Raw genomic sequence first — 14,588 nt, 5'->3', positions numbered from 1 at the left:
TCAGCGTGATCATGCTCTAGCGGAATCGATCGGCCGAATCGAGATAGCCGCGGACATAGTCGGCGACGGCGTCCTCGAGCGAGGTGAAGCCGCCATTATAGCCGGCGGCCTGCAGCCGGCGGACGTCGCTCTTCGTGTAATATTGGTAGCTGTCGCGAATCGCCTCGGGCATGTCGACGTACTCGATCAGCGGCGTGGCTCCGAGCGCAGCATAGGCCGCCAGCATCATCTCCTTGAAGCTGCGCGCCTCGCCCGTGCCGACGTTGAACAGCCCGGACACGGACGGCGAGGCCAACAGCCACATCATCACGCGCACGATGTCGTCGACGTAGATAAAGTCGCGGCGCTGGTCGCCGTCCGCAATGCCCTCGCGATGCGACTTGAACAGCTGGATGGTGCGGCCGGCCTTGATGTCGTCGAAGCGGCGGGCGAGCACGCCGACCATCGGTCCTTTGTGGTACTCGTTGGGCCCGAACACGTTGAAGAACTTCAAGCCTGCATATTGCGGCGGCAGCTTGTCGCCGCGCTCGGCGCGCGCCGCAACCGCCATGTCGAACAGATGCTTGCTCCAGCCATAGAGGTTCATCGGCCGCAGCGTTTTCAGCGCGGCGAGCGAGGGATCATCGACGAAGCCTTGCGCGCCGTCGCCATAGGTGGCGGCCGAGGAGGCATAGATGAACGGCGTGGCGCTCCCCGTGCACCAGTCGAGCAGACGCAGCGAGGTGCGGAAGTTGGTCTCGATGACCAGATCGCCATCGACCGCAGTGGTCTCGGAGATCGCGCCGAGATGCAGGACGGCGTCCAGGCGGCGGCCGTTGAGCCACTCGCCGAGTTCCGCCGGCGGCACGACGTCAGCGAGCTGCCGCTTGGCCAGATTGCGCCACTTGCCCTCGCTGCCGAGCGTATCGCACACCACGACGTCGGTCCGGCCGGCGTCGTTGAGCGCCGCCACCAGATTCGATCCGATAAACCCGGCGCCGCCGGTCACCAGCAACATTGCGCAACCCGTCCTGATCCCGAAAACCCGGCCCTCGCGTAGCGCATGCGGGGCCAAAGTGTAAGCGGTTTGGTGACGGCAGCGCTCGCCCACTTTACCTGCGGCGGCCGAGCGGCTACCAGCGCCGCGCACAGGCAAGCGGATAAAGAATGAACGTGAATTCGGCCAAGGTCGAGGTGGACGCCGACGACGCCAGCCCGATCCTGATCATCCCCTACATGTGGATCGGCGATTTCGTCCGTGGCCACACCGTGGTGCGGGTGCTCAAGGAGCGCTGGCCGAATCGTCCCGTCGACCTGCTGGTGACGTCGCTGTGCGCTCCGCTGGTCGATTACATGCCCGGCGTCCGTTCCGGCATCGTCTGGGACCTGCCGCGCAGCCGGCTGGCTTTGGCCAAGCAGTGGCACCTCGCCAGCCTGTTGCGCGAGCGTCACTATCGCACCGCTTTGGTGATGCCGCGGACCTGGAAGTCGGCGCTGGCGCCCGCGCTGGCCGCGATTCCCGAGCGGGTCGGCTTCGTCGGCGAATTCAGGTTCGGGCTGCTGAACCGCTGGCGCTGGGGCGAGAAGAAGCTGCCGCGCTTCATCGACAAGAATGCCGCGCTGGCGCAGCCCGACGGCGCGCCGCTGCCGCCGGAATGGCCGGTGCCGCAGTTGCGGGTGCCGGCGGAGGACGTCGCGCGCTGGCGGGAGGCCAATGGCCTGGGCAGCCGCCCTGCCGTCGCGCTGGCGCCGGGCTCGGTGGGCTCTGGCAAGCGCTGGCCGTTCTATGGCGAAGCAGCCCGGCTGCTGATCGCCGCCGGCCTCGATGTCTGGGTCGTCGGCGGCCCCGGCGAAAAGGCGCTGGCCGCGGAGATCGTATCCCAGGGAGGGCCTGACGTCCGCGACCTCACCGGAACCGACCTGCGCAACGGCATTCTGGCCATGGCGGCGGCCGGTGTCGCCATTTCCAATGATTCGGGCCTGATGCACATCGCGGCGGCGCTGGGCACGCCGACCATGGGCATCTTCGGCCCCACCAGCCCGTACCACTGGGCCCCCCTGAATGGTCTCGCCGCGACGGTGCAGACCAAGACCCAGGTGCCCTGCCAGCCCTGCCATCGTCCGGTCTGCCGCATGAACGACCACCGCTGCATGCGCGACATCCCGGCCACCGACGTGGCGACGCTTGCGCAGCAGATCCTGGCCAAGGCCGCGATCCCGGTGGGACCCTAGCTTGCGCGGCGGCGCCGCGCCCCCTACACCGGCCCTGTTGCCATCCGAGCCGCCACCGTGACCTCCGCACCGGACCGCCTGATCGCCAGCCATCTCGCCCGCTCGCAGGCGGCGATGACACGTGCCGCCGGCGATGCCGCGATGCTCGCGAGCGCCGAGCGGATCGCCGCTGAGATCATCGCGGCGCTGCGCGGCGGCCATAAGCTGCTGATCGTCGGCAATGGCGGTAGCGCGGCGGATGCGCAGCATATCGCCGCCGAGATCGTCGGCCGCTACAAGCAGGAGCGGCCGGCCTATGCCGCGATCGCACTGACCACCGACACCTCGGCGCTCACGGCAATCGGCAACGACTACGGCTTCGATCACGTTTTTGCCCGCCAGGTCGAAGGCCTCGGCGTCAGCGGCGACGTGCTGCTGGCGATCTCGACCTCCGGCCGCTCGCCGAGCATCCTCAACGCGCTGCGCAAGGCGCGCGAGCGCGGGCTGGTCACGATCGGCTTCACCGGCGCGAAGGGCCTTGCGATGGGCGAGCTGTGCGACGAATTGCTGGTCGCGCCGAGCGACGACACGCCCTTGATCCAGCAGATCCACCTCGCCACCGCGCACGGCATTTGCGAGACCATCGAGGCGGCCTTGATGCGAGACCAGACCTGAATGACCACAGTGCAGCTCAAGCCCGCGGCGTTTCTCGATCGCGACGGCGTCCTCAATCACGACGACAACTACATTGGCTCGCCCGAGCGCATCCGCTGGATGCCGAATGTCGCGCCGGCGATCCGGCGGCTCAATCAGGCCGGCTACCACGTCTTCCTGTTCACTAACCAGTCCGGCGTCGCGCGCGGGCTGTTCAGCGAGCACGACGTGCTCAGCCTGCATCAGTGGATGCGGGCGGAGCTGGCGGCGCAGGGCGCCGTGATCGACGACATCCGCTATTGCCCGTACCATACCGAGGGCTCCGTCGCGCGATATCTGCGCGAGCATCCCTGGCGCAAGCCGCAGCCGGGCATGATCCTCGACCTGATGCAGCACTGGCCCGTGCAGCGCGAGGGCAGCTTCGTGATCGGCGACCGGTCTTCCGACATCGCCGCCGCCGAGGCCGCCGGCCTGCCGGGCTTCCTGTTCGCCGGCGGCGACCTCGATGCGTTCGTCGCCGACGTCATTGCTCAGACCAGCCCGCGATAGACTGCGGCGATCTTCTCGGCCTCGGCTTCGAGGCTGAACTTGTCTACCACGCGCGCCCGCCCCTTCTCGCCCATCGCCTGCGCCGCCGCCGGCTCCCGCATCAGCGGCTCCAGTGCTGTGACCAGCGCATCGACATCGCCAGGCGCCACCAGTCTGCCCGTGACGCCGTCCTCCACCACGATCTCGGCGGCGCCCGCGCGTGCCGCCACCAGCGCGGCGCCGGCGGCCATGGCTTCGATCAGGGTCAGGCCAAAACCTTCGTTGCGCGAGGTGAAGGCGTAGATCGTCAGCCGCTGATACCAGCGTTGCACCTCGGCGATGTCGAGCTCGCCAGTGATGACGATGCGCTGCTCCAGGCCCGCGGCGGCGATCTGCTTCCTCAGTTCGCTCGCGAACGGCATCTGTTCGGGCGTGACGGCGCCGACCAGGACGGCGGAGAAATCCGGATAGCGCGGCAGCAGCCGGCACATCGCGGCGACGAACACATCGCTGCCTTTCTGCGCGCGGACACGGCCAAAGCAGCCGATGGCGTATTTGCCGGGAAGTCCGCTCTCGGCGAAGGCAGCCGCGCGATCGACGGGCGGCTGATACACCTCGGTGTCGACGCCATGCGTGATCACAACGGCCTCGCGCTTCAGATAGGACGCCGAGATGTCACTCGTCGCGATGATCGCGTCCATGCGGCGGATCAGCCAGCGCGTGATCCAGCTGTGATGGCGCTGTGCGGCTGATGTGAACACCAGCTTCAGCGGCCAGCCGAGCGCGCGCAGGAGCACACCGACGATCATCTCGTCGTTGCGGCGCGCGTGCCAGATCAAAGGCCGCCGCCGGCCCCACAGCTTCATCACGTCGGCCACGCCGATCCGCGCGATCCCCTCCGGCGCGTAACTGCCGAACCAGGCCGCGCGCACCAGCTTCGCCAGCTTCGGCGCCACCATCCGGTTGGTCGCCGTCACGCCGGAGTAGCGCCGGTGCAGGTTCGGCACGATCACGTCGAGATCGGCGGCGGAAAACGGCTCGGAACCCACCCAATCACTCCAATTTTAGCGGTTCCCTATACGGGACATTGAGCACCGCCGCCAGTTCGCATCCCCGTTCAAGAAGTCCTTCATTTCATTGGCGTTACCGTGCCTGAAAACAACAGGGATTGCGGCGAACGATGACTGTATTGGTGACGGGCGGCGCCGGTTATATCGGCAGCCACATGGTGCTCGCTTTGGCCGAAGCCGGCGAGAACGTCGTGGTGATCGACAACCTCTCCACCGGCTTTTCCGCTTTCGTGCCCGACGGCGTGCCGCTGTTCATCGGCGATGCCGGCGACGAGAACCTGGTCGATGGCGTCATCAGCCAGCACGGCGTCGACAGCATCATCCATTTCGCCGGCTCGGTCGTGGTGCCGGAGTCCGTGCGCGATCCCTTGCTGTATTACCGCAACAATACCATGACCACGCGCAGCCTTTTGAATGCGGCGGTCAAGCGCGGCATCAGCCGCTTCATCTTCTCCTCGACCGCCGCCGTCTATGGCGAGCCGGAGCAGGTTCCGGTTCTCGAGACCGCGCCGACGCGGCCGACCTCGCCCTACGGCACCTCGAAGCTGATGGCCGAGATCATGCTGCATGACGCGGCCGCGGCGCATGACCTCAACTATGTCGTGCTGCGCTATTTCAACGTCGCCGGCGCCGATCCGCAGAGGCGCATCGGCCTCGCCACGGTCGGCGCCACGCATCTGATGAAGATCGCGATGGAGGTCGCCACCGGCCAGCGCGCCAAGATCGACATCTTCGGCACCGACTATCCGACCCCGGACGGCACCGCGATCCGCGACTTCATCCATGTCAGCGACCTCGCCCAGGCGCATCGCGCCGCGCTGGCCTATTTGCGCACCGGCGGCGCCTCGGTGACGCTGAATTGCGGCTATGGCCGCGGCTATTCGGTGCTCGAGACCATCGAGGCCGTCCGCCGCGTCTCCGGCCGCGCCATCCCGACCCAATCGATGCCGCGCCGCCCCGGCGACATCGTCAGCATGGTCGCCGACACCAGCCGCCTCAAGGCGCTGCTGGATTGGACGCCGGCCTACGACAATCTGGAAACCATCGCCGCCCATGCGCTGGCCTGGGAGGAGAAACTGTTCCTGGAACGCCACAGCGGCGCCTTGCAGCGGGCCTCGGCGTAGAATCAAGCACTTAGCCGGAGAACGGGGGGCTTGAAAAAGCCGCCCCGAGCGGGCAAGCACACCTGTCCGCTCCGGCGATTTGCCGAGGGGCGGCCAGGGACCAGAATGGCCGAATTTCCCAAGAAGATCACCGACGATCCCTATGGCGCCGCGATCCTGATCCGCCGCCTCGTGATGGAACAGGGCCTCGTCTACTGGCGCCGCTATCTCACCGCCTTCGCGCTGATGGCCGTCGCCGCCGGAGCGAGCGCCGCGGCGACCTACGTGCTCGGCCAGGTCATCAACAAGGCCTATGTCGAGAAGAGCATCCCCGGCATCGTCGCGCTCTCCGGCGTCACCGTGCTGCTGCTGTTCGTCAAGGGCATCACCACCTACAGCTACGCCGTCATCCTGTCGAAGATCTCCAACGCCATCCTAGCCAACAACCAGCGGCAATTGTTCGCCAAGCTGATGAACGAGAGCGTCGGCTTCTTCTCCGAGCGCCATTCCTCCGAGTTCCTGGCCCGCCTCACGTCCGGCGCCAAGTCGATCACCGACATCCTGAGCATGCTGATCAACGCCATCGGGCGCGATCTCGTCACCCTGATCAGCATGATCGCGGTGATGGTGCTGCAGGACCCCTGGATGTCGCTGCTCGGCCTCGTCGTGGTGCCGCCGGCGATGCTGGTGCTGCGCAAGCTGGTCAAGCGCATCAAGGGCCTCGCCTACAGCCAGTTCACCGGCAATGCCGACATCCTGGAGACCATGCAGGAATCGCTGCAGGGCATCCGCACCGTCAAGGCGTTCACGCTCGAGGACACGATGCGGGCGCGCATCGATGCGAACATCGCCGCGGTCGAGCAGAACTCCAACAAGATGGCCCGCGTCTCCAACCGCTCCAATCCGCTGATGGAAATGCTCGGCGGCTTCGCCGTCGCCGGCTGCCTGATGTATGCCGGCTATTCCGTGGTCGCGCTCGACGCCACGCCGGGCCAGTTCTTCTCCTTCATGATCGCCTTCCTGATGGCGACCGAACCGGCCAAGCGCCTCGCCCGGCTCAACATCGATCTCAACAGCCAGCTCGTCGGCGCGCGCATGCTGCTCGAAGTCGTCGACAGCCCGGCCAGCGAAAAGCCCGATGACGACAAGCCGGCGCTGAAGCTCAGCCAAGCCAAGATCGAGCTGCGCGACGTCTCCTTCGCCTATCGCGACAACGAGCCGGTGCTCAACCGGATGAGTTTTGTCGCCGAGCCCGGCAAGGTGACCGCTTTGGTCGGCCCGTCCGGCGGCGGCAAGTCGACCGTGCTGGCGCTGCTGCTGCGTTTCTACGAGGCCACCGAAGGCGACATCCTGATCGACGGCCAGTCGATCGCGCAGGTGTCGCGGCGAAGCCTGCGCGAGCAGACCGCCTATGTCGGCCAGGACGTCTATCTGTTCCGCGACTCCATCCGCGCCAACATCGCCTTCGGCAAGCCCGGCGCCACCGAGGCCGAGATCATCGAGGCCGCGAAGGCGGCCTGCGCGCACGACTTCATCATGGGCTTCCCGCTCGGCTACGACACGCCGGTCGGCGAGCACGGCACCCAGCTCTCCGGCGGCCAGCGCCAGCGCATCGCGGTCGCCCGCGCGCTGGTCCGCAATGCGCCGATCATCCTGCTCGACGAGGCCACGGCGGCGCTGGACTCCGAGTCGGAGCGCCAGGTGCAGGAGGCGATCGAGCATCTCTGCCAGAACCGCACCACCATCGTCATCGCGCATCGCCTGCACACCATCATGAACGCCGACGCCATCCTCGTCGTCGAGGCCGGCGACATCGTCGAACGGGGCCGGCATGACGATCTGTTGCGCCGTGGCGGCCGCTATGCTTCGTTCTTCCGCCTGCAACAGCGCGACATGGGGCCGAACGTGATCCCCATGACCGCGACATCCTGACAAGCCCATTTCACCGCATCGAGACCTTTCATGAGCTCCACCGTCATCCCGGCCTTCCCGCAGCCTTCCCTTCCCGTCACAGGCGAAGCCGGTGTCTTCCCGGTCCGCCGCATCTGGTGCGTCGGCCGCAACTATCTCGAGCACATCCGCGAGATGGGCAATGACGAGCGCGACCCGCCGTTCTTCTTTGCGAAGCACGCCGACATGCTGGCGCCCGAGGGCGCGGTCATCCCCTACCCGCCGCTGACCACGGACATGCATCACGAGGTCGAGCTGGTGGTCGCGCTCAAGAGCGGCGGCCTGAACATTCCGACCGACAAGGCGCTCGACCACGTCTACGGCTACGCCGTCGGCATCGACCTCACCCGCCGCGACCTGCAGCTCGCCTCCCGCAAGATGCAGCGCCCGTGGGAAGTCGGCAAATCCTTCGACCATTCCGCGCCCTGCTCGGCGATCCAGCCCGCAGCCAAGATCGGCCACCCCGCGAAGGGTAAGATCTGGCTGTCGGTCAACGGCACCGAGCGCCAGGCCGGCGATCTCTCCGAGCTGATCTGGAACGTGCCGGAGATCATCTGGAAGCTGTCCCAGCAGGTCGAGCTCGCCGCCGGCGACATCATCATGACCGGCACCCCCGCGGGCGTCGCGGCGATCGTCGCTGGCGACACGATCGAATGCGGCGTCGACGGCGTCGGCACGCTGAAGGTGAGCATCGGGCCGGCAGCGAAGTAAGCCGCCTCGCCTCGCAGACCGGCCTCAGCGCCACAGCCCTTGCAAAAGGCCACGCCCAGCGCGGCCTTTTTCGTTCGCGCCTTCCCGCAACGGCCACACTCTCACACCACGGCCGGTCCACTCCCCTCCCCCTTGCGGGGAGGGGTCGGGGGTGGGGGTCCCCGAACTCCGCTCTCTCAGCAGCGAAGAAAACGCGTCAACGACAACATCCCCGCCGCGATGCACGGGCACGCAGTCCTCGCGCCTCTAGAACACCGCCCAATCGGAGCCATTCCACGCCTCACAACTGACATCAGCGCCCGGAGTCCCCCACCCCCGACCCCTCCCCGCAAGAGGGGGAGGGGAGCGCACCGTGGTGGGGGTCCCCGAATTTCGCTCTCTCAGCAGCGAAGAAAACGCGTCAACGGCAACACCCCCGCCTCGGTGCTCGGGCACGCAGTCCTCGCGCCTCTAGAACACCGCCCAATCGGAGCCATTCCACGCCTCCCAACTGACATCAGCGCCCGGAGACCCCCACCCCCGACCCCTCCCCGCAAGGGGGAGGGGAGCGCACCGTCCGCGCAGCGAGACCTCACCCCTCATGGTGAGGAGCGCCGCGCCGATCGGGCCGATCCGAGGCAAGATAGTCGGACGCGGCGCGTCTCGAACCATGCGGCCCCGGACGTGCGGCACACCTCATCGCCGACGGCACAAGCCATCAGCCGGCGCATGGGCATGCACCATCATCTGATCCACAATCTCAAACAGCATCGGGCTGATCAGGGACACGAGCATCCACCGTCCCGCGACGCATCCCGCGCCCGAGTCATGCTCCAACTCCCGCCCTCTTCCAAAATGGAGGGCGCAGGGAAGGCCGGGCGCTGGCCGCGCCCGTGGCCCGCCTGCAAACAAAAAAGCAGGCGGCAGTCACCACAGGTCTGGCCGAACACACCCGGCCTTCCCCGCGCGATGGTTTTAACAGGCTATAGCGCGCTCTTCCTGGTGCACCGGGCTTTCTGGCCACCATCCCCAACGCGACGCCGTCAGGCGTCGTCGCCTGGTTGATACTGGCATCGGAGTATCAGAACCACACGCCTTCACCGTCCGCGAGACAAGCGGTCGTCCGTGCTCATCACACGCCGCCGCCCGCGTCCACCGCATCCCGCTGCCAACGTCCGTGACGACCGCGAACCGTCCCCTACCGTGCAACGGGATGGGCGGACTGTAATGCTGATTTGACGAAACTGTCAAGCTGATTTTGCTTTTTCGGAATACTTGATGGGGTTTCAGATCAGAGACGTGATTTGCCCGACGGTTCATAAAAAGCGCCGCGCGTCGTTTATGAGCGAAGGCAGTAATGAACCAACCTACACTCGCCACTCAAACGGTCGAGAACCAAAAATACTTAGGAGCACTCAAGATGACGTGTTAACCAGCCGCAGAACGCATCTTCGATTGTGTGCGGCTCCTGATGCTATCGTGCCACGTATCAAGAAAGGTCCGCACTCTCCTTTTCATCGGGTAGTTTGAATGTCAGCCGAAAAATACCCCGAGGATATGATCGAGCACCTCGTTCGCGATCCGAGCGATCCCGAATATGGCGAACTTGTCTCACCGAGAGAGCCGCTACCTGGAGGTTGGTTCATCGAGGGCGCACGTACTCCTTTGGATGACGACGAACTTCTGGCGCGTGCACTGGCCGGAGCGAGAGACAAGGCGAGACTGGCACCAACGACCTGGCAAGGTCCGATGCGTTGGCGAACGCAGCACGGACCAGCCATAGTTTCCTGGCTTTTGGGTAAGCCGCGGCAAGCCTGGAATGTGCGACTTGCGGACGACCGTCGCACGAAGGCGCTCAAAATAAACCATGGCATGCTTTGGAGGCGGACCGCGGATCATCCTCCGCGAAAATATCGAACTGGCAAAGTCGAGATCACGGAAAGTGATGTTGCGTTCATCGACGTTGATGATCCCTACCCGTACGAGCGGCCCACACTAGACGGCGCCCCCAGTCTTGAAAACGATCTCGCTTCCGATCCGGCCTTCGTGAGTGCCCTGGCGAATGCCGACTTTGCCCTAGCTCTGGTGGCAGAAATGAACCAAGTGGACTATGTCCGCCTCGATGGTGCCAGAACCGGTCACCACTATTTCCGTCGAGATGAGGCCGCTTGTCTGGCTGCCCGTCTGAGGGGACTTGGCGAGGAAATGGAGGACTTCCAATATTGGGACCAGATGGTACCAATGACCGAACTGGGAATGCTTCGGGATGAAGTACGAAAGCACCTTCTACGCATGAGCTGGCAACCGCGACCTTAAGGATACCAGCGCAGAGCGGATTAGCATGTGGGCGTAATCCGCCGCGTTTCGCGGCGAAGGGTGGCGGATTTCGCTGCGCTAACTAATCAACCTACCTTCTCTCACCAAACACCGACATCGTGATCCCCTCGCGTGGGTGAGATCTCACCCACGCGTCGGCCGCATGCGATCACGTAATCGCAATCGGGCAGCCGTTGCTGCCGGTGGCGCCCTTGATGGGGGACGGGGTGAAGCAATAGACGAACTGATATTTCTTCGCGGCGATCAGTTCGTCGAACACCAGGTTCTCGTGATTGTGGATGCCGTTCTTGGTCTGCAATTCGGCATGAACCGCGAAGGCGAGCGACTTGTCGGGATTGGGGACCACCTCGACGGCCCAGGTGTCGGCGCCGGTCAGCGCCAGATCCTTCTCGATCACCCAGCGGGCGGCGTCGAGGCCTATGCCGGGTTCGCCGCTGTTGAAGCGGTCGTTGTTCTTCATCCACAGCGAGCCCCAGCCGGTGTGGAAGAAGATCGCGTCACCCGGCTTGATGTCGGCCTCGCTCATGTTCTGCTTCTGCAAGGCCGCCTTGATGTCCGCCGAGGTGATCTCCTGGCCGGCGTCCATCATGCCGCCCTTGAGCGCGACCATGTCGATCAGATGTCCGCGGGTGAACAGCGGCTTCAGCTTCTCGACGCCGAGCTTCTTGAGGCCGTAGGCGTCGCTGATCTCCGCTGCGGAGAAGCCGTTGTAGAACTTCATCTCGCCCTTGTCGCCGTCCTTGCCGAGCTGGAGGCCGATGTGGCCGAGACCGTCGAACTGGGTGCCGGTCTGGCCGATCTCGGTAGCGAGAAACTCGTCGTGATAGACTAGGCGGTTGTCGCCGAACGGGCCGCCGGTCGGGCTGCCGGGAATCCGCAAGGCAAACACGCGCGCGCCGAACAGCGGCATGCCGGTCTCGTAGACGCGGCCGATCTTGTAGATCTTGCCGTCCTTGATCCATTTGACGGTGTCGAGAACCTTCTCGGGCGTGATGTGGTTGGACGCGCCGGACTCGTCGTCCTTGCCCCATTTCGACGGCCACCACGGCTTGTCAGTCCCCTTCGGCATCGGCGTGGTCTGCGCCTGCGCTTCGCTGATCGGCGCCAGCGAGAACTTGCCGTGCATGGAGCCGGCAAGCGCCGCGCCCGCGGCCCCCGCGAGACCTGCCGTGCGCAGCAATGTCCGGCGATCGGTGGCCGGTCCCTCGTTGCGATCCTGATTGGTCTGCTGACTCCTGACCTCGTCGTCCATCGTCACCCTCCCCAGGTTGAGCTCATTTGCTGAGCCTTTAGAAAATCATTTTCGGCATGCTCCTCCTCCGTTAGTCTAATGTCCAGCGACAAATACAAGACAGTGGGGAGAGGCGCCGATGAGTCTGTTCGAGAGCGACAAATCAGCTCAGCGCTTGCCGGTGTCGTTGATCACTGGCTTTCTCGGCAGCGGCAAAACGACGCTGCTCAATCGCTTGCTGCGCCGCGATGAGATGAGCGACAGCGCCGTCATCATCAACGAATATGGCGAGATCTCGCTGGATCATCTGCTGGTCGAACGCGTCGACGGCGAAGTCGCCGTGCTCGCGAGCGGATGTATCTGCTGCACGATCCGCAGCGATCTCGAAGAGACGCTGCGCACGCTGCTGGTGCGGCGCGACCGCGGCGAGGTGCCGCCATTTCGGCGCATCCTGATCGAGACCACCGGGCTTGCCGATCCCGCGCCGATCCTCCAGTTGCTGTTGAACAATCCGCTGGTCTCGCATTTCCTGCGCCTCGATACGGTCGTGACGACGGTCGATGCCGTCAATGCCACGCATCAGCTCGACCGCCAGGATGAAGCGGTGAAACAGGTGGCGCTGGCCGACCGGCTGTTGGTCACCAAGTCTGACCTGGTCAGCGATGTTGCCGCATTGGAGCAGCGGCTCAAGCGGCTCAATCCAGGCGCCCACATCGCGCGCGTGCTCCATGGCGAGATCGATCCCGCCGATCTGTTCGGGGCCGCGCTGATCGATCCGGAGAAGAAGGCGGTGGACGTCGCGCGCTGGCTCAACGAACACGCTTTCGCTGACGATTGCGGAGCCGCGCATGAGCATCACACCCACGATCATGGCGGTCACGGCCATCACGATCACGGCCACGCGCATGAGTCGGCGGTCACGAGCTTCATGATCGCGTTCGACGAGCCGCTGGACTGGATGACCGTGTCCGGCTGGCTCGCTTATCTTCGCCAAGTGCGTGGCGAGGATCTGCTGCGGGTGAAGGGCATCCTCAATCTACACGGCGAACCGACGCCGGTGGTGATCCACGGCGTGCACCATGTCTTCCATCCACCGGTGGCGCTTGCCGCCTGGCCCGACCCCGACCGCCGCTCGCGCATCGTCTTCATCACGCGGGGAATTGCGCGGGACGATGTGCTGGAGTTGTGGGAGGTCGGCCGCGCAGCGGCGTAGAGGCGGATAAGGATGCTTAGGGCGGATGAGCCGAAGGCGTAATCCGCCGCGCTACGTAACGAAGGACGGCGGATTACGCTACGCCAATCCGCCCTACTCTCGGTTGACGGGACGCCGCGACAAGAATTTATTCCGGCAAGCACAAGGCCAACGGTCCATCCTTGGCGACCAAACGGGACCAACCTGGTTTGCTTCCCTGCGTCAATTTCGCCAGAAGCACTTCCGAGACGCGAATAGAGGCAGACATCTCGGAGCCCGGTGAATCCCAGTCGACCGAGATGGAAGTCGCCGACGAAGGAGGTGAAAACTTCACAGTCGGGTCGATGAACGCAGCCGGATTGGCATAGGGCGCGGCCTCGCGGTCGTGCCATTCGGGTTGCTGAGGGGCCGGACAGCGGTTGTAGAGCCAGACGTCGCCGCAGATCGAACCGCTCGCGTCGAGCCAATAGGCATAGGCGACCCGGCCGTCGTCCTCGACCACGATCGTCGCTGAACCATCAGGCGAGACAAACTCTCGAAGAAAACCTTCGTTCAAGAATGCTCCTTGGCAGTCTCCCCGGACAAGAAGCGGCGGATTACGCTCCGCTCATCCGCCTCACTCTCGTCATCGGAACGCCGACACCACGATCGCGCCGACGATCGCCACCGTCAGCGTGTACTTCGCCGCGTAGTACACCGTCCTGTTCCACGCCTTCACCTTGCGCGTGGCGAGATGAAACTCGTACAGCTTGCCGAACACCTTGTTCAGCACGCCGACGTGCTCGCCCTCGACGTTCTGCGTGGCCGACGCCTTGACGATGTGGTGGCTGACCCAGCGGTTCATGGCGGTGAAGACGCCGTATTTCATCGGGCGCTCGACGTCGCAGAACAGGATGATGCGGTTGACGTCGGTCGCGTTCTCGGCGCTGTGAATAAAAGTCTCGTCGAACATGAAGGCCTCGCCGTCGCGCCAGACGCAGGGCACGCCGTCGACCAGGATACGGCACTTGTCGGAGTTCGGGGTGACCAGCCCTAAGTGATAGCGCAGCGAGCCGGCGAAGGGATCGCGGTGGGCGCCGAGCTTGCCGCCGGGCGGCAGCATCGCGAACATCGCGCCGTGGACGTTCGGGATGGAGTTAAGCAGATCCACCGTCTTCGGGCACAGCGTGCGCGCCGACGGCAGGAAGTCGTCGTACCATTTCAGATAGAAGCGCTTCCAGCCGCTCTTGAAGAAGGAATAGAAGCCCCAATCGTTGTTCTTGGCGGCCGCGCGGATGAAGCCTTCGTCAAACAGGCGCACCGCCTCCTCGCGGATCTCCTGCCAATTGTCGGTGAGCTTCTGCAATTCCGGAAACTGCTCGACCGGGATCACCGGCGTGTTCGGCACGGCCGAGCCGGCATACATCAGCACGTTGTAGGGGGCGAGATAGGTGGAGTGATCGCCGAGCTGGCGCGCGAAGCGCAGCCGCTCCTTGCCGCGGAAATGGACGTAGAAGGTGGCCCCGATCAGGATGTAGAGGCCGACGAGTTGTGGCGCGAAGATCTGACTGAGCATGCCCGGTCCCCATGATCCGGCCGCTCAGAGCGTGTTGCGCACAACCGTGTCGCCTTGTGGGCGAGGAAAAACGGTAATCTGATGCCAG

The 14,588-nt window shown here is 64.9% G+C and carries 13 protein-coding genes; 8 read left to right on the top strand and 5 right to left on the bottom strand.

Annotated features, from left to right (window positions below; all coding sequences use genetic code 11):
- Positions 1 to 16: 16 nt before the first annotated feature.
- Positions 17 to 997, bottom strand: a complete 981-nt coding sequence (gene rfaD, locus ACQR1L_RS19210; RefSeq protein WP_434859477.1) for an ADP-glyceromanno-heptose 6-epimerase — start codon at positions 995 to 997, stop codon at positions 17 to 19.
- 149 nt (positions 998 to 1,146) lie between these two features.
- Between rfaD and waaF the strand changes: the two genes are divergently transcribed.
- From waaF to ACQR1L_RS19195, 3 genes are read left to right on the top strand one after another with little or no spacing between them, the layout of a single operon-like run.
- Positions 1,147 to 2,211, top strand: a complete 1,065-nt coding sequence (waaF, locus tag ACQR1L_RS19205; protein ID WP_434859476.1) for a lipopolysaccharide heptosyltransferase II — start codon at positions 1,147 to 1,149, stop codon at positions 2,209 to 2,211.
- 57 nt (positions 2,212 to 2,268) lie between these two features.
- A complete protein-coding gene (locus tag ACQR1L_RS19200; protein WP_434859475.1) occupies positions 2,269 to 2,865 on the top strand; it encodes a D-sedoheptulose 7-phosphate isomerase in 597 nt (198 codons plus the stop codon).
- Complete coding sequence (locus ACQR1L_RS19195) at positions 2,866 to 3,393, top strand: D-glycero-alpha-D-manno-heptose-1,7-bisphosphate 7-phosphatase (RefSeq protein ID WP_434859474.1); 528 nt, start codon at positions 2,866 to 2,868, stop codon at positions 3,391 to 3,393.
- Here the strand turns inward: ACQR1L_RS19195 and ACQR1L_RS19190 are convergent.
- A complete protein-coding gene (locus tag ACQR1L_RS19190) occupies positions 3,375 to 4,421 on the bottom strand; it encodes a glycosyltransferase family 4 protein (RefSeq protein ID WP_434859473.1) in 1,047 nt (348 codons plus the stop codon). The two genes, ACQR1L_RS19195 and ACQR1L_RS19190, sit on opposite strands and share 19 nt — an antisense overlap.
- Positions 4,422 to 4,552: 131 nt before the next feature.
- Between ACQR1L_RS19190 and galE the strand changes: the two genes are divergently transcribed.
- From galE to ACQR1L_RS19170, 4 genes are all read left to right on the top strand, one after another.
- Positions 4,553 to 5,566, top strand: a complete 1,014-nt coding sequence (gene galE / locus ACQR1L_RS19185) for a UDP-glucose 4-epimerase GalE (protein ID WP_434859472.1) — start codon at positions 4,553 to 4,555, stop codon at positions 5,564 to 5,566.
- A gap of 105 nt (positions 5,567 to 5,671) precedes the next feature.
- Complete coding sequence (locus tag ACQR1L_RS19180; RefSeq protein WP_434859471.1) at positions 5,672 to 7,477, top strand: ABC transporter ATP-binding protein; 1,806 nt, start codon at positions 5,672 to 5,674, stop codon at positions 7,475 to 7,477.
- Between the two features lie 30 nt (positions 7,478 to 7,507).
- Positions 7,508 to 8,206 carry a fumarylacetoacetate hydrolase family protein gene (locus ACQR1L_RS19175; RefSeq protein ID WP_434859470.1) on the top strand — a complete coding sequence of 233 codons (699 nt, stop codon included), beginning with the start codon at positions 7,508 to 7,510 and terminating at the stop codon, positions 8,204 to 8,206.
- A 1,509-nt stretch (positions 8,207 to 9,715) separates the two neighbouring features.
- Positions 9,716 to 10,501: a hypothetical protein gene (locus ACQR1L_RS19170; protein ID WP_434859469.1), complete on the top strand. Its 786-nt coding sequence runs from the start codon at positions 9,716 to 9,718 to the stop codon at positions 10,499 to 10,501.
- Positions 10,502 to 10,670: 169 nt separating this feature from the next.
- On the opposite strand, the gene ACQR1L_RS19165 is transcribed toward ACQR1L_RS19170, so the two are convergent.
- The gene (locus ACQR1L_RS19165; RefSeq protein WP_434859468.1) at positions 10,671 to 11,774 is read right to left on the bottom strand and encodes a cyclase family protein; all 1,104 of its coding nucleotides are present in this window, start codon (positions 11,772 to 11,774) and stop codon (positions 10,671 to 10,673) included.
- A 118-nt stretch (positions 11,775 to 11,892) separates the two neighbouring features.
- Here ACQR1L_RS19165 and ACQR1L_RS19160 point away from each other — a divergent pair, with 118 nt between their 5' ends.
- A complete protein-coding gene (locus ACQR1L_RS19160) occupies positions 11,893 to 12,966 on the top strand; it encodes a CobW family GTP-binding protein (RefSeq protein WP_434859467.1) in 1,074 nt (357 codons plus the stop codon).
- A 127-nt stretch (positions 12,967 to 13,093) separates the two neighbouring features.
- Here ACQR1L_RS19160 and ACQR1L_RS19155 read toward each other — a convergent pair whose 3' ends face one another.
- Together ACQR1L_RS19155 and ACQR1L_RS19150 are read right to left on the bottom strand one after the other, a co-directional pair.
- Entirely contained in the window at positions 13,094 to 13,501 is a 408-nt protein-coding gene (locus tag ACQR1L_RS19155; RefSeq protein WP_434859466.1) for a hypothetical protein, read from the bottom strand.
- A gap of 69 nt (positions 13,502 to 13,570) precedes the next feature.
- Positions 13,571 to 14,500 carry an aspartyl/asparaginyl beta-hydroxylase domain-containing protein gene (locus ACQR1L_RS19150; protein WP_434859465.1) on the bottom strand — a complete coding sequence of 310 codons (930 nt, stop codon included), beginning with the start codon at positions 14,498 to 14,500 and terminating at the stop codon, positions 13,571 to 13,573.
- Positions 14,501 to 14,588: the final 88 nt, after the last annotated feature.

The sequence above is a fragment of the Bradyrhizobium sp. HKCCYLR20261 genome (assembly GCF_051168435.1).
Classification (GTDB): Bacteria; Pseudomonadota; Alphaproteobacteria; order Rhizobiales; family Xanthobacteraceae; genus Bradyrhizobium.
The sequence above is the reverse complement of the archived record's forward strand: the minus strand, read 5'-3'. Positions and strand labels throughout refer to the sequence as shown.

Excerpts from the sequence above, each read along its gene's own strand:
- galE (WP_434859472.1), top strand. The coding sequence starts at position 4,553 with ATGACTGTATTGGTGACGGGCGGCGCCGGTTATATCGGCAGCCACATG.
- ACQR1L_RS19170 (WP_434859469.1), top strand. The coding sequence starts at position 9,716 with ATGTCAGCCGAAAAATACCCCGAGGATATGATCGAGCACCTCGTTCGC.
- ACQR1L_RS19165 (WP_434859468.1), bottom strand. The coding sequence starts at position 11,774 with ATGGACGACGAGGTCAGGAGTCAGCAGACCAATCAGGATCGCAACGAG.
- ACQR1L_RS19175 (WP_434859470.1), top strand. The coding sequence starts at position 7,508 with ATGAGCTCCACCGTCATCCCGGCCTTCCCGCAGCCTTCCCTTCCCGTC.
- waaF (WP_434859476.1), top strand. The coding sequence starts at position 1,147 with ATGAACGTGAATTCGGCCAAGGTCGAGGTGGACGCCGACGACGCCAGC.
- ACQR1L_RS19160 (WP_434859467.1), top strand. The coding sequence starts at position 11,893 with ATGAGTCTGTTCGAGAGCGACAAATCAGCTCAGCGCTTGCCGGTGTCG.
- ACQR1L_RS19180 (WP_434859471.1), top strand. The coding sequence starts at position 5,672 with ATGGCCGAATTTCCCAAGAAGATCACCGACGATCCCTATGGCGCCGCG.
- ACQR1L_RS19150 (WP_434859465.1), bottom strand. The coding sequence starts at position 14,500 with ATGCTCAGTCAGATCTTCGCGCCACAACTCGTCGGCCTCTACATCCTG.
- ACQR1L_RS19195 (WP_434859474.1), top strand. The coding sequence starts at position 2,866 with ATGACCACAGTGCAGCTCAAGCCCGCGGCGTTTCTCGATCGCGACGGC.
- rfaD (WP_434859477.1), bottom strand. The coding sequence starts at position 997 with ATGTTGCTGGTGACCGGCGGCGCCGGGTTTATCGGATCGAATCTGGTG.